This is a genomic window from Micromonospora sp. B006 (assembly GCF_003408515.1).
In the GTDB taxonomy this organism is placed as follows: domain Bacteria; phylum Actinomycetota; class Actinomycetes; order Mycobacteriales; family Micromonosporaceae; genus Micromonospora; species Micromonospora echinospora_A.
The window spans coordinates 1924275-1937457 of sequence record NZ_CP030865.1 but is presented as its reverse complement, the minus strand read 5'-3'; the positions used below and the strand labels follow the sequence as shown (position 1 = coordinate 1937457).

Sequence of the window (13183 nt, the reverse complement as noted above, 5' to 3'; positions counted from 1 at the left end):
TAGGAGGACATCAAGTTCTCCGGCATCTGCCACTCCGACATCCACACCGCGCGCAGCGAGTGGGGCCCGACCCGCTACCCGATCGTGGTCGGCCACGAGATCGCCGGCGTGGTGCGGGAGGTCGGCTCCGCGGTGACGAAGTTCGCCGTCGGCGACCGGGTCGGCGTCGGCTGCCTGGTCGACTCGTGCCGGGAGTGCGACAACTGCCGTAAGGGGCTGGAGCAGTACTGCCTGAAGGGCAGCACCGGCACGTACGGCGGGGTGGGCCGGGACGGTGAGCCTACCCAGGGCGGCTACTCGCAGGCCATCGTGGTCACCGAGGACTTCGTGCTGCGCATCCCGGACGGCCTCGAGCTGGACGCCGCCGCGCCGCTGCTCTGCGCCGGCATCACCACGTACTCGCCGCTGCGGCACTGGAACGCCGGGCCGGGCAGCCGGGTCGCGGTGATCGGCATGGGCGGCCTCGGCCACATGGCCGTGAAGCTGGCCCACGCCATGGGCGCCGAGGTGACTGTGCTGTCCCAGTCGCTGAAGAAGCGGGAGGACGGGCTGCGGCTCGGCGCCGACCACTACTACGCCACCTCCGACGAGGAGACGTTCCGTGAGCTGGCCGGCTCGTTCGACCTGATCATCAACACGGTCAGCGCGACCCTCGACATGGACGCGTACCTGCGGCTGCTGGCTGTGGACGGGACGCTCGTCAACGTGGGCGCGCCCGAGGATTCGCTGTCGGTGCACGCGTTCTCGCTGATCCCGGCCCGTCGCTCGTTCGCCGGGTCGAACATCGGCGGCATCGCGGAGACCCAGGAGATGCTCGACTTCTGCGCCGAGCACGGGCTGGGCGCCGAGATCGAGGTGATCGGAGCCGAGAAGATCAACGAGGCGTACGAGCGGGTGCTCGCCTCCGACGTGCGCTACCGCTTCGTCATCGACGCGTCCACGTTCTGACGACCGCGTGCGACAGGGCCGCGTCCGTGCCGGGCGCGGCCCTTTTCGCGTACGTCAGGGCTTGCGCGCCCAGGTCCAGGCGTAGCCGTCGTCCTCGCAGGCGGCGGCCGCGTCGCACAGGTCCAGCGGGCGGAACGTGTCCACCATGACCGCCAGCTCGTCGAAGAACTCCGCCCCGATCGACCGCTCGGCCGCGCCCGGCTGGGGGCCGTGGGTGAAGCCGGACGGGTGCAGCGAGATCGAGCCCTGCTCGATGCCGGAGCCGCGCCGGGCCTCGTAGTTGCCGCCGGTGTAGAACAGCATCTCGTCGGAGTCGACGTTGTGGTGGTTGTACGGCACCGGGATGGCGGCCGGGTGGTAGTCCACCTTGCGCGGCACGAACGAGCAGATCACGAAGTTCGGGCCCTGGAACGTCTGGTGGACCGGCGGCGGCTGGTGGATCCGCCCGGTGATCGGCTCGAAGTCGTGGATGGAGAACGCCCACGGATACATGTGCCCGTCCCAGCCGACCACGTCGAACGGGTGGTTGGCGTAGACGTACTTCGTCCAGCCGCGCCGGTGCCTGACGAGCACTTCGACCTCTTCGCCGTCGACCAGCAGCGGGGTGTCCGGTCCCCGGACGTCGCGCTCGCAGTAGGGCGCGTGCTCCAGGAACTGCCCGCGTACGGACAGGTAGCGCTTGGGCGGCCCGATGTGGCCGGCGGCCTCGACGGCGAGCAGCCGGGTCGGCTCGTCGCCGGTGGGCACCAGGCGGTGGATGGTCGAGGTGGGGATGACGACGTAGTCGCCGGCGACCGCGTCGAGCACGCCGAACGGCGACTCGACGCGCAGCGATCCGGCTTCCAGGTAGAGGCAGTGGTCGCCGGTGGCGTCGCGGAACAGCGGGGACGGGCGGTCGGCGAGCACGTACGCGATCCGTACGTCGTCGTTGGCGAGCAGGTACTGCCGGCCGAGCACCGGGTCCGCGCCGGCGCCGTCGAGCTTGTGCGTGCGCAGGTGGCGCGGCTTGAGCGGCAGATTCGGCATCCGGGTGACGGTGGGCGGGGCGTACTCCTCGGCGGCGAGGATCGCGGTCGGCGCGTGCCGGTGGTAGAGCAGCGACGAGTCGGAGGAGAAGCCCTCCTGGCCGACCAGCTCTTCCGCGTAGAGCGTGCCGTCGGGCTGGCGGAACTGGGTGTGGCGCTTGCGCGGCACGTCGCCGACGCTGCGGTAGTACGGCATCTCGCCTCCCGATATGTCCCGTTCTCCGGCCGGTGGCGTCCGATAATCGGACGCTGTTGTCCGTTCCTCGTAGCGTCCCGTACATTCTTGTCTCGTGTCAACGCAGGTGCCCCGCCTCCTCTCCGGCCTGGTGGACGACGCCGCGGTCTTCCCGCCCGGCAACGCCCCGCTGCCCGACGCGGTGACCGCGCACCGCACCCACCGCACCGCCTGGTACGCCGAGATGGTCGGCCCGCTGCTGCTGCCCGCCTCGGAGATCCAGCGCGGGTCGCTGCGCGGCCTGGTGGACCCGGCCGAGGGCCTGGTCATCGGCCTGATCGGCGACACCGGCCTGGACCAGCTTCCCCAGGCCCTGGCGGCGCTCGCACCCGACGGCGTGACCGCCCGGCAGATCGAGGCGCCGGTCGCCAAGCGCGGCGAGGATCCGCAACCCGGGCTCTCCGAGCTGGTCGCGCTCGCCGACCGGCTCGGCGGCACCGCCGTGTACGCGGAGATCCCGCTGACCTTCGGGCTGATGGGCGCGCTCGACACGCTCGCCGACGCGCGCGCCGGTGGGCTGCCGGTGGCGGCCAAGTTCCGTACCGGCGGGCTCGCCGCCGAGCTGTTCCCCACCCCGGTCGAGCTGGCCGCGGTGATCTGCGCCTGCCGGGACCGGAAACTGCCGTTCAAGCTCACCGCCGGGCTGCACCACGCGATCCGGCACCGCGACCCGGAGACCGGCTTCAACCACCACGGTTTCGTCAACGTGCTGGGCGCCACGCTCGCCGCCGTCGGGGGCGCGGAGGTGGACGGCGTGGCCGAGCTGCTCGCCGCCACCGACCCGGTACGCGTGGTCGAGCCGGCCCGGGCGCACCGCGATGCCGAGCGCCCGCTGTGGGTCGGGTACGGCTCGTGCAGCATCTCCGAACCACTTACCGATCTGATCCGGCTGGGGCTGGTGAACGGAGGCTTTGAGGCATGAGCGAACGCACCGAGCGGAGCGAGGGCCGTGAGGGCATGCCCGGCAAGCACGGCATGAGCTGGGTACCTGGTGTGGCGGGGTCGCCGTACGGGGTGAGGAACCTGCCGTACGGCGTGCTCCGGCACGGCGAGGGCGAGCCGCGTATCGGCGTCCGCATCGGTGACTTCGCGTTGGACCTGGCCGGCGCGGAGGCCGACGGTCTGGTGCTGGCCGGCGGCGCGCTGGGCCGGCCCACGCTCAACGCCTTCCTGGCGCTCGGCCGCCCGCAGTGGACGGCGGTCCGGCAGCGGCTCGTCGAGCTGCTCACCGAGCCGGAGCACCGGGCGGCCGTCGAGCCGCTGCTGGTGCCGCTGCGCGAGGTCGAGATGCTGCTGCCGTTCGAGGTGGCCGACTACGTCGACTTCTACTCCTCGGAGCACCACGCCTCGAACGTCGGGCAGATCTTCCGGCCCGGGCAGCCGCCGCTGCTGCCGAACTGGAAGCACGTGCCGATCGGCTACCACGGCCGGGCCGGCACGGTGGTCGTCTCCGGCACCCCGGTGGTACGCCCCACCGGGCAGCGCGCCAGCGCGCAGGGCCCGACCACCGGCGCGTCGGTACGGCTGGACATCGAGGCCGAGGTGGGCTTCGTGGTGGGCGTGCCGAGCCGGCTCGGTGAGCGGGTGCCGGTGGCCGACTTCGCCGACCACGTCTTCGGCGTGGTGCTCGTCAACGACTGGTCGGCCCGGGACATCCAGGCATGGGAGTACCAGCCGCTCGGGCCGTTCCTCGGCAAGTCGTTCGCCACGTCCGTCTCGGCCTGGGTGACGCCGCTGGAGGCGCTCGCCGACGCGTTCGTACCCGCGCCCGACCAGGACCCGCCGGTGCAGGAATACCTGCGCGACACCCCGCACCTCGGGCTGGACGTGACGCTGTCGGTGCAGTGGAACGGGGAGCGGGTCGCCGAGCCGCCGTTCGCCGGCATGTACTGGACCCCGGCCCAGCAGCTCGCCCACCTCACCGTCAACGGCGCGTCGCTGCGTACCGGTGACCTCTACGCCTCCGGCACCGTGTCGGGACCGGAACGCGGCCAGGTCGGGTCGTTCCTGGAGCTGACCTGGGGCGGGTCCGAGCCGGTCAAGTTCGCCGACGGCAGCGAGCGGACGTTCCTGGAGGACGGCGACACGGTGACGATCACCGCCACCGCGCCCGGCCCGGACGGCACCACCGTCGCGTTGGGCGAGGTCACCGGGACGATCCTTCCGGCCCGCTGAGTTCGGCCTTCCCGAACGGCCCCGGTCGCACCTGATGTGCGACCGGGGCCGTTTCCTTCCGCGTTTATCGCTCCGGATCACGTACGCCCCGGACGGCGGCTCCCGGTCGAGCCGGAGCCGCCGATGGTGCCGGGTCGGGGGGCGTACCCGGGTAGCCGAACAGGAAGGACGAGCATGACCGAGTTGACCGGCGCCGTCTGGCGCACCAGCAGCCGCTCGAACGATCAGGGTCTCTGTGTCGAGGTGGCGACGAACGTGGTCGCCGCGCACGGCGTGGTGGGCGTACGCGACTCCAAGGACCCGGACGGTCCGGCGCTCGCGGTGAGCCCGCCGGGCTGGGCGGCGTTCGTCACCGCGTTGCGGGGCGGCTCGTTCCGCGGCTGACCCGTCCGTGCCACACCCCGGTGCCCCGATCGGGGCACCGGCGGTGGAAATGTCACAGCGAGGCTCCCCGTTTCCCGTCACGGCCCGTACCGTGTACGACACGGGAGGTGCCATGTCGACGGTCACGGTATCCGCATTCATCGAAGCGCAGGACGCCGACCTGTGGCGCCTCTTGACCGACCTCCCGGCCCGCGCCGACTGGCTCTCGGCGGTGGGCGCGGTCGAGGTCCTCGGCGCCGGCGGGTTCGGGCCCGGCTCGACCTGGCGGGAGACCCGCGTCCGGCCGGACGGCGGCACCGAACCGGAGGAGTTCGAGGTGATCGAGGCGGTCGCCCCGAGCCGTCTGGTGCTCGGCTCGCGCGGCACCGGCGCCGACTACCGCATCACCTGGACGCTGCGCACCGTCGAGCGGCGACGCCGCGGCTGCACCGAGGTCACAGTCGAGCACGAGGCGGCGCCGACCCGACCGTACGGCCGGGTGCTGGCCCTGATCCTCGGCGGCCTGGCCGCCCGCGCGGTCGAGGGCGCGCTCCGGCGCGACCTGGCCGACCTGGCGCTGGCCGCCGGCCCGGCCCGGTCCTCCGAGGCCGCCTGAGCCGACCTGGCCGCTCGCCGCGCCCCGGCCCCGACCCGGCCGGTAGGGTGCCGGGGCGGAGGTGACGGATGGCGAAGGCCGCGAGGCGGCGGGCCGTGGTGGCGCTGGTGGCGGTACTCGCCGTCGCGGCGTCGGTCGCCGTGGTGGTCCGGGTGCTGGCGCCGGCCGAGGTCGAGACCGTCGCCCGGGAGCCGTACCCGACGGCGCCCGCGCCGACCGCGGGGGTGATCGGGCGGCTGCCGGTGGCGCCGCTCGTCGTCGACGGCCGGCTGCGCGTCTACGCGGGCGCCCGTCAGGTGTACGCGGACCAGCCGGCCACCGGGCGGCACCGGGTCACCCCGTTCTGGTCGTACCGTCGCTGGCCGGCCACGCTGACCGGGGTGCTCGCCCAGGACACCACCGTGGTCAGCCGCTGGTCCGACGGGACGCTGGTGGCGCTGGACGCGCGTACCGGACGGGTCGCCTGGCGGGCCGACGGCCCGGAGCCGGGGCCGGTGCCGAAGCCGAGGCGGACCTACGCCTCCACGGTCTGGGACCCGGCCGGGCTGCACGTCGCGCGGGCCGCCGACGGCCGGACCGTGCTGGTCTCGGCCGGTCCCGGCGCGGTCGGCGGATACGACCTCGCCGACGGCCGACGGCTCTGGCGCGCCGACGTGGCGCGGGACTGCCGGACCGACGTGGGCACCACCGCCAGCGGCGAGCTGGTCGGGGTGGACACCTGCGAGGGGCCGCCCACGATCGAGTTGCGGGATGCGGCGACCGGTACGGTGCGGACCCGCTGGCGTCCCCCGGACGCGGCGGAACAGCTCGTGGTCACGCCGGTCGGCTGCCCGCACGGGCACTCCGGCTGTCGCGGGTTGCGTACCGCCGGGCCGGGCGGTGCGGGCGGCAAGGGCTGGCTGGTGACCGACCCGGGCGAGCCGAGCGCCGCGCCGGGGCTGGACGCCGTGGACACGGTGCTGGACGGCGAGCGGGTGGTGGACACGTCGGGCCCGGTGGTGGTCGGACGTTCGGCGCGTACCGGCGCGGAGCTGTGGCGCCGGGCGGACATCCACCCGGCCCGGGTGCTCGCGACCGAGCCGGGGCGGGTGCACCTGCTGACCGACCGGCGGGAGCTGGTCACAGTGGACCCGCTCACCGGCGCGACCCGGTCCAGTCTCGTGCTGGACATCGGGCGGGACGGGATCGGCTGGCGGCCGGGCCGGGCGTACGCGGTGGACGGCTACGTCGCGGTGGAGCGGCTGCGGGAGAGCGCCACGCCGGAGGACGACGACCAGGGCTACTTCCTGATGGCCGAGCCGGTGCTGCTCGCCGTCACCTGACCGGCGGTTCGACCGAGAAACGGACAAAACGTACTATAGTCGTCAGGTGAGACGCCCGGGCCGGTCCGTAGGGGGTTGCCGGACCGGCCCGGACGCGCCCGGGTCAGGCCAGGGCGGACTCGGCAACCGCCAGGAACGTGTCGTTCTCGGCCGGGGTGCCGATGGTGACCCGTACACCGTCGCCAGGGAACGGCCGGACGATCACGCCGCGTGCCTCGCACGCCCGGCCGAACTCCACAGCCCGCTCGCCCAGCGGCAGCCAGACGAAGTTGGCCTGGCTCTCCGGCACGTCCGGCACGAACTTGCGCAGTGCCTCGGTGACCCGGTCCCGCTCGCCCACGACCAGCGCGCAGCGCCGCTCCACCTCGTCGGCCTGAGCCAGCGCGGCCAGCGCGCCCGCCTGGGCGGCCATGCTGGTGGAGAACGGCGTGACCACCTTGCGCACCGCGGCGGCCACCTCCGGCGCCGCGACCAGCCAACCGATGCGCAGGCCGGCCAGGCCCCACGCCTTGGACAGCGTGCGCAGCACCGCCACGTTCGGCCGGTCCAGGTAGGTCAGGCCGTCCGGCACCTCAGGGTCGGTGACGAACTCCCGGTACGCCTCGTCGATCACCACCAGCACGTCGTCCGGCACCGAGTCGAGGAAACGCTCCAGCTCCGCCCGGCGCACCGCCGTACCGGTCGGGTTGTTCGGGTTGCAGACCAGGATCATCCGGGTCCGGTCGGTCACCGCCGCCGCCATCGCGGAAAGGTCGTGACCGTGGCCGGCGTCGTTCGGCACCCGCACGCTGGTCGCGCCGCTGGTCGCCGCGATGATCGGGTACGCCTCGAAGGAGCGCCACGAGTAGAGCAGCTCGTCACCGGGCAGGCAGGTGGCGCGGACCAGGTGCTCGGCCAGCGCCACCGAGCCGCAGCCGGTGGCGATCCGGTCGGCGTCCACGCCGTACCGCTCGGCGAGCGCCTGACGCAACGCCACCACGCCCATGTCCGGGTAGCGGTGCGAACCCGCCACCGCCTCGGCGACCGCCTCCACCACGCCGGGCAGCGGGCCGTAGGGCACCTCGTTGCTGGCCAGCTTGATCGCCTCGGGCAGGCCCAGCTCCCGGGCCAGGTCGGCCGGGCTGCGGCCGGGCACGTAGTTGGGCAACGCGTCCAGGTCGGCGCGGGTGAGCCGCAGCGGAGGCTGGTGGCGTCCGGTCTCGGTCATGGGGTGTCTCCCGGGGTGTCGGCGCGGTCGCGCGGGGTGGTACTGGGGTCGGGCCGCTTACGGGGGAGCTGGACCACCACCGTCTGCGCCCGCTTGTCGTGCAGGGCCTGGCGCAGCGGCTGGTCGAACAGGGGCGAGACCGCGTCGATGAGTTGCAGCAGCAGACCGAGCCCGCAGCAGTACCAGAGCAGCGTGGGCAGGCCGAGCGTGCTCCAGCGCCGGGTGGCCCGGCCGAAGCCGAGCGGCTGGTCCGCCTCGACCGGCAGCGCGCGTACGCCCATCAGCCGCTTGCCGAACGTCTGCCCGCGCGCCGCCATCGAGGGCACCTCGTACGCGTACCAGAGCGCGGTGGCGATCACCAGGATGGCGATCTGGAGGCCGCCGGCCTGATCGTCGATCTGGGGCAGCCCTTCGGTGGAGGTGTCACCGTTCATCGCGCGGCGCACCGACTCACGCAGGTACGGCGCGACGGCCTCGAAGTAGCGCCAGACGAACCAGCCGTTCACCACCGCGTTGAGCAGGAACACCACGCCGAAGTCGATCAGGCGGGCGACCAGCCGCGCGCCGTACGAGGCGAGTGGCAGCCCGTGCGGGCGCGGAATCGGCTGCGCGCCCGGCCAGTGCGGGTACGGCCAGCCCGGCGGTGGTCCCTGCGGTGCCGGCCCGGCCTGACCGGGCTGCCCCGGCCACGGGCCGCCCTGTCCCGGCTGTCCGCCCTGTCCCGGCTGTCCGGGCCAGGGACCGGGTTGTCCGGGCTGACCCGGCTGTCCGGGCCACGGGCCGGCCTGACCCGGTTGGCCCGGCCACGGTCCCGGCCCGCCCGGCTGGGCGGGCGCGCCGGACGACGGGGCGATCTCCGACCGGCCACCCGTCCCGGCGCCCGGCGCTGCGGCGGCGGCCGGCTCGGGTTCGGCGGGCGGTGGCCCTTCGGGCGGGGTGACGTCGACCGGGATCGGCGCGCCGATCCAGCCCTCGCCGTCCCACCAGCGGCGGGTCTCCGGGTCGGCGGGGTCGACGTACCATCCAGGTTCCAAGCTCACAGTGCCGTCCTTGTTCCCGACTGCGGGGCTCGCAGGCCCGGCTCACTCCTCGCGCTCACGGTGCTCCCCTCAGTTCGCGACTGCGGGGCTCGCAGGCCCGGCTCGCTCCTCGCGCTCACGGGCCAACCTTAACGACGACCGTTCCGGCGAACTTGTCGTGGAGGCACTGCTGCCAGGGCTTGTCCCACAGTTGCCAGAAACCGTCGAGGTAGCTGAGGAACGGCACGAACATCCCGCCGGCGAACTCGACGGCCCAGCGCTTGCCGAGCATGCCCCGGCTCAGCGCCGCGTCCGGCTGCACCGGCACGATCCGCAGCTTCATCACCTTCTTGCCCAGCGTCTGGCCGGTCCGGCGGGCGTACTCGACGTGGTAGACCCAGTAGAAGACGAGCATCAGCAGCAGGACCCCGAGCTCGGCGGCGAGCAGCGGCAGGAACACGCTCGTCCAGACCTCGGCCGGATCGGGGCCGTTCGGGCCGGCCTGCTCCAGCTCGTCGATCATCCGGAAGAAGACGAGGAAGACGACCGGCAGGAACAGTGCCATCATCACCGCCATCGCGACGGCGGTGTCGATCAGGTAGGCGAGCAGCCGGTCGCCGAAGCCCGCCAGCGGCTGCCCGTTCGGCGCCACCGGGGGCGGGACGGGCCTCGGGGCGTACCCCGGTGGGGGGTAGCCGGGCGGCGGGTAGCCGGGCGGGCCGGCGTACCCCGGAGGAACGTGCTGCGCGGGCACCGCGGGCCCGGCGGGCGGCGCGAAGCCGCCGCCCGCGGGTGGAGGCCCGGCAGGCGGCGGCGTCGGGTTGGGGGGAGGCTGGGTCACGCCGACAGTGTTACAGGTTGCCGCGCTTCTCCTGCTCCCGCTCGATCGCCTCGAACAGGGCCTTGAAGTTGCCCTTGCCGAAGCCGAGGGAGCCGTGCCGCTCGATCAGCTCGAAGAAGACGGTGGGACGGTCCTGCACCGGCTTGGTGAAGATCTGGAGCAGGTAGCCGTCCTCGTCCCGGTCCACCAGGATCTTGCGGGACTGCAGCTCCTCGATCGGCACCCGGACGTTGCCGATGCGGGCGCGCAGCTCCGGGTCCTCGTAGTAGGAGTCCGGGGTGTCCAGGAACTCCACGCCCGCCGCGCGCATGGCGTCCACGCTGGCCAGGATGTCGTTGGTGGCCACCGCGATGTGCTGGGCGCCGGGGCCCTGGTAGAACTCCAGGTACTCGTCGATCTGCGACTTCTTGCGGGCCACGGCCGGCTCGTTGAGCGGGAACTTCACCTTGCGGGTGCCGTTGGCGACGACCTTGCTCATCAGCGCCGAGTAGTCGGTGGCGATGTCGTCGCCGATGAACTCGGCCATGTTCGAGAAGCCCATGACCCGCTTGTAGAACTCGACCCACTCGTCCATCCGGCCCAGCTCCACGTTGCCGACCACGTGGTCGACGGCCTGGAAGAACCGCTTCGGCTGGAGGCCGGCGTCGATCATCGGCTGCCGGTCCACGATCGGGCCGCGGGCCACGAAGCCGGGCAGGAACGGCCCGGTGTAGCGGGACCTGTCGATCAGGCTGTGCCGGGTGTCGCCGTACGCGGCGATGGACGCCATCCGCACGGTGCCGTGCTCGTCGCTGACGTCGTGCGGCTCGACCAGGCCGGTGGCGCCCTGCGCGACGGCGTGCGCGTACGCGGCGTCCACGTCCGGCACCTCAAGCGCGATGTCGGAGACGCCGTCGCTGTGCTTCGCCACGTGCTCGGCGCCGTCGGCGTCCGGGCGGACCGCGCCGGTCAGCACGAAGCGGGCCGAACCGCTGGTCAGGACGTACTGCGCGTGGTCCCGGTAGCCCTGCTCCGGCCCCCGGTACGCCACACAGGTCATGCCGAACGCGGTCGAGTAGTAGTGCGCGGCCTGCTTGGCGTTGCCGACCAGGAAATGGACGTGGTCCATGCCCTTGACCGGGAACGGGTCGCGGCTGATGTCGTGGTCGACGGCGCCGACGAGAGCGTCGACGTCGACCTCCTCGGTCGACTGGGGTCGGTCGATCGCCTGGGTCATGGTGGCCTCCCTCGCGTACCGGCCGGCCTCGTGGGCCGCCGTGGATGTGCTCTTCCGGGGAGGATCTACGGCGCACAGTGAGTTGAGCAACAGTTGGCAATATCCCTGGTCAGGTTGTGCATTCGGTACCGTCGGGCACCATGAACACTGGTCAGGATGTACAGCTCGACGAGCTGGACGCGCGCTTGATCGAACTGCTCGCGGAGGAACCGCGGATCGGGGTCCTGGAGTGCTCCCGGCGGCTCGGCGTTGCCCGCGGCACGGTGCAGGCCCGGCTGGACAAGCTGGTCGGCCGCGGCGTGGTGACCGGGTTCGGGCCGGACATCACGCCCGCCGCCATCGGCTTCGGGGTGACCAGCTTCGTCACGCTGGAGATCAGCCAGCGGCACGGCCACGACCAGGTCACCGCGCACCTGGCCGCCATCCCGGAGGTGCTGGAGGCGCACACCATCACCGGCTCCAGCGACCTGCTCTGCCGCATCGTCGCCCGGTCGAACACCGACCTCCAGCGGGTCATCGACCAGATCGTCGCCTCCGAGGGCATCCGGCGGGCCTCCACCATCATCGCGCTGGCCGAGCAGATCCCGTACCGCACGCTGCCGCTGGTCCGCTCCGCCGCCCGCGGGTAAGGAAGGGCCCCCTGTTAACGCATTCGGAGGTGGAAGGGCCCCTTATTAACACCTCCCCCCGGCAAGAAGCGCTGCGACACGCCCCGCGCGCGACCCGGGGGACCGGTGATCGTCGCTACCGTGTGCGGTGTGAAGGGCCTAGGGGTACGCGGCTGGTTGCTGCTCGGGCTCGTCACCGTGGTCGTACTCGCCGCGACAGGCGTCTGGAACCCGTTCCCGGCGCTGTGGGACTGGGTCGACCGCAGCAAGCCGATCTCCGAGCCGGACGTGGTCTGGCAGCAGCGCGTCGGCGGCACGCCGCGAAGCGTCACCATCGCCGGTGACACCGTGATCGTCGAGCAGCGCACCCGCGTCGAGGCGCGCAGCCTCGCCGACGGCAGCCAGCTCTGGGAGCGCAAGGCCGACTGGTCGGCAGTAGCGGGCGGCGACCGGGACCCGGTCGTCGCCGTGGGCCGGCTGCTGGACAAGCGGTACGAGGTGCTCGACCCGGTCAGCGGCGTGACCCGGCGCCGCGACGATCGGGCGATCGCCGTCTGGACGTACCGGAACCTGCTGCTGGACGCGTACTGCGTGCGGGCCACGGACTGCACGTTGCGGGCCTGGGAGCCGCGCGGCACCGCCCCGCTGTGGAGCGCGTTCCTGCCCGGCGTGCACAGCGGGGTGCTCGCCGACAACCCGGAGCTGCTCGGTACGCGGCGGCTGGGCGCCACCCGCATCGACGGCGGGGTGGCCGGGCCGGAGGGGGTACCGCCGCTGCTCGGCTTCCCGGTCGACGGCCGGGTGCACGTGGTGGACACCGCGACCGGCCGGGTGCTGCAGAACGTCGAGCCGGGCCGGGAGGAACGGCTGGCGGTGGTCGGCGGCCGGCTGCTCCGGATCGCGGCCACCTCCCGCGACGGGAGCTGCTACTACACGGTCACCGCGGTGGACCCGGCGACAGGTCAGCAGGTGTGGCGGCGGACCGGGATCAACCTGCGTACGGCCGACTACGCCGGCTGCGTGCAGCGCGAGGACCCGCAGGGCGCGCGCAACGTCCTCATCGGGGTCGCCCCGGACGGACGGGAGGCGGTGCTCGACGGGTACGACGGCCGCCTGCTGCAGGTCGGCGCGGACGGCGAGAAGCTGCTCGCCGTGGACGACCGCTACGCCGTGGTGCGCAGCGCCGACAAGGACTCGCTGCTGGGGCGGGAGCTGTCTGTGGACCGGACCCGGTGGACCCGGCCGGCGGGCGGCAAGAGCGGCGCCGCGCTCACCCCGTACGCGGCGGTGATCAGCGAGGAGAAGCCGTCCCGGCTGGTCGCGGTCGAGCCGCGCGAGGGCCGGGTCCTGGTCGAGCTGCGGACTTCGGCGAACGCGCTGGCGGTCGGCCCCAACGGCATGATCATCGGGGAGGGCCGGGAGATCGGGTACGTCCGCTGGGGCGCCGGCGCGGCCGGAGTGCCCGGGCCGGGCCGGGACGGCGCGCCGGTGTCGCCGGACCCCGGAGGCAGTTGGCGGCCGCCCAGCGACCAGGGCAGCTGCGGGCCGAAGCGGGAACTCTGCGTGGACGGCAAGTGACAGTGGGTGAGAGGTCGTCCCGCGACCCCA

13 protein-coding genes are annotated in these 13183 nt (G+C 73.2%); 8 read left to right on the top strand and 5 right to left on the bottom strand.

From position 1 onward, the window contains the following. The first annotated feature begins 9 nt into the window (after positions 1-9). Complete coding sequence (locus MicB006_RS09310; protein ID WP_225980796.1) at positions 10-948, top strand: NAD(P)-dependent alcohol dehydrogenase; 939 nt, start codon at positions 10-12, stop codon at positions 946-948. Between the two features lie 54 nt (positions 949-1002). Here the strand turns inward: MicB006_RS09310 and MicB006_RS09305 are convergent, their stop codons facing one another. Further along, a complete protein-coding gene (locus tag MicB006_RS09305) occupies positions 1003-2169 on the bottom strand; it encodes a homogentisate 1,2-dioxygenase (RefSeq protein ID WP_116505280.1) in 1167 nt (388 codons plus the stop codon). 94 nt (positions 2170-2263) lie between these two features. Between MicB006_RS09305 and MicB006_RS09300 the strand changes: the two genes are divergently transcribed. The 5 genes from MicB006_RS09300 to MicB006_RS09280 all read left to right on the top strand — a co-directional run bounded on the left by MicB006_RS09300 (position 2264) and on the right by MicB006_RS09280 (position 6684). Further along, a complete protein-coding gene (locus MicB006_RS09300) occupies positions 2264-3130 on the top strand; it encodes a hypothetical protein (protein ID WP_192900215.1) in 867 nt (288 codons plus the stop codon). Positions 3131-3183: 53 nt separating this feature from the next. Beyond that, positions 3184-4383: a fumarylacetoacetase gene (gene fahA / locus MicB006_RS09295; protein ID WP_116511283.1), complete on the top strand. Its 1200-nt coding sequence runs from the start codon at positions 3184-3186 to the stop codon at positions 4381-4383. 174 nt (positions 4384-4557) lie between these two features. Beyond that, on the top strand, positions 4558-4767 hold the full coding sequence (locus MicB006_RS09290) for a DUF397 domain-containing protein (protein WP_043327931.1): 210 nt from the start codon (positions 4558-4560) through the stop codon (positions 4765-4767). A 112-nt stretch (positions 4768-4879) separates the two neighbouring features. Further along, complete coding sequence (locus tag MicB006_RS09285) at positions 4880-5362, top strand: SRPBCC family protein (RefSeq protein WP_073829189.1); 483 nt, start codon at positions 4880-4882, stop codon at positions 5360-5362. 68 nt (positions 5363-5430) lie between these two features. After that, positions 5431-6684, top strand: coding sequence for a PQQ-binding-like beta-propeller repeat protein (locus tag MicB006_RS09280; protein ID WP_116505276.1), 1254 nt, complete (start codon positions 5431-5433; stop codon positions 6682-6684). A gap of 103 nt (positions 6685-6787) precedes the next feature. Here the strand turns inward: MicB006_RS09280 and hisC are convergent, their stop codons facing one another. The 4 genes from hisC to hppD form a co-directional block, all read right to left on the bottom strand. Then, positions 6788-7891: a histidinol-phosphate transaminase gene (hisC, locus tag MicB006_RS09275; RefSeq protein ID WP_116505274.1), complete on the bottom strand. Its 1104-nt coding sequence runs from the start codon at positions 7889-7891 to the stop codon at positions 6788-6790. Next, positions 7888-8931, bottom strand: coding sequence for an RDD family protein (locus tag MicB006_RS09270; protein WP_116505272.1), 1044 nt, complete (start codon positions 8929-8931; stop codon positions 7888-7890). The genes hisC and MicB006_RS09270 overlap by 4 nt, the downstream gene beginning before the upstream one ends. Before the next feature lie 115 nt (positions 8932-9046). Further along, positions 9047-9751 (bottom strand): RDD family protein, encoded by a 705-nt coding sequence (locus MicB006_RS09265; protein ID WP_116505270.1) that lies wholly within the window; start codon positions 9749-9751, stop codon positions 9047-9049. 10 nt (positions 9752-9761) lie between these two features. Beyond that, positions 9762-10967 (bottom strand): 4-hydroxyphenylpyruvate dioxygenase, encoded by a 1206-nt coding sequence (gene hppD / locus MicB006_RS09260; protein WP_043327937.1) that lies wholly within the window; start codon positions 10965-10967, stop codon positions 9762-9764. A gap of 140 nt (positions 10968-11107) precedes the next feature. On the opposite strand from hppD, the gene MicB006_RS09255 reads away from it, so the two are divergent. Then, on the top strand, positions 11108-11596 hold the full coding sequence (locus MicB006_RS09255) for an Lrp/AsnC family transcriptional regulator (RefSeq protein WP_013288920.1): 489 nt from the start codon (positions 11108-11110) through the stop codon (positions 11594-11596). A gap of 156 nt (positions 11597-11752) precedes the next feature. Next, positions 11753-13153, top strand: a complete 1401-nt coding sequence (locus tag MicB006_RS09250) for a PQQ-binding-like beta-propeller repeat protein (protein ID WP_370013471.1) — start codon at positions 11753-11755, stop codon at positions 13151-13153. Positions 13154-13183 lie beyond the last annotated feature (30 nt).

Bases quoted from the DNA above. Each gene is read 5' to 3' on its own strand.
- MicB006_RS09305 (WP_116505280.1), bottom strand. From the start codon at position 2,169: ATGCCGTACTACCGCAGCGTCGGCGACGTGCCGCGCAAGCGCCACACC.
- fahA (WP_116511283.1), top strand. From the start codon at position 3,184: ATGAGCTGGGTACCTGGTGTGGCGGGGTCGCCGTACGGGGTGAGGAAC.
- MicB006_RS09290 (WP_043327931.1), top strand. From the start codon at position 4,558: ATGACCGAGTTGACCGGCGCCGTCTGGCGCACCAGCAGCCGCTCGAAC.
- MicB006_RS09285 (WP_073829189.1), top strand. From the start codon at position 4,880: ATGTCGACGGTCACGGTATCCGCATTCATCGAAGCGCAGGACGCCGAC.
- MicB006_RS09280 (WP_116505276.1), top strand. From the start codon at position 5,431: ATGGCGAAGGCCGCGAGGCGGCGGGCCGTGGTGGCGCTGGTGGCGGTA.
- hisC (WP_116505274.1), bottom strand. From the start codon at position 7,891: ATGACCGAGACCGGACGCCACCAGCCTCCGCTGCGGCTCACCCGCGCC.
- hppD (WP_043327937.1), bottom strand. From the start codon at position 10,967: ATGACCCAGGCGATCGACCGACCCCAGTCGACCGAGGAGGTCGACGTC.
- MicB006_RS09255 (WP_013288920.1), top strand. From the start codon at position 11,108: ATGAACACTGGTCAGGATGTACAGCTCGACGAGCTGGACGCGCGCTTG.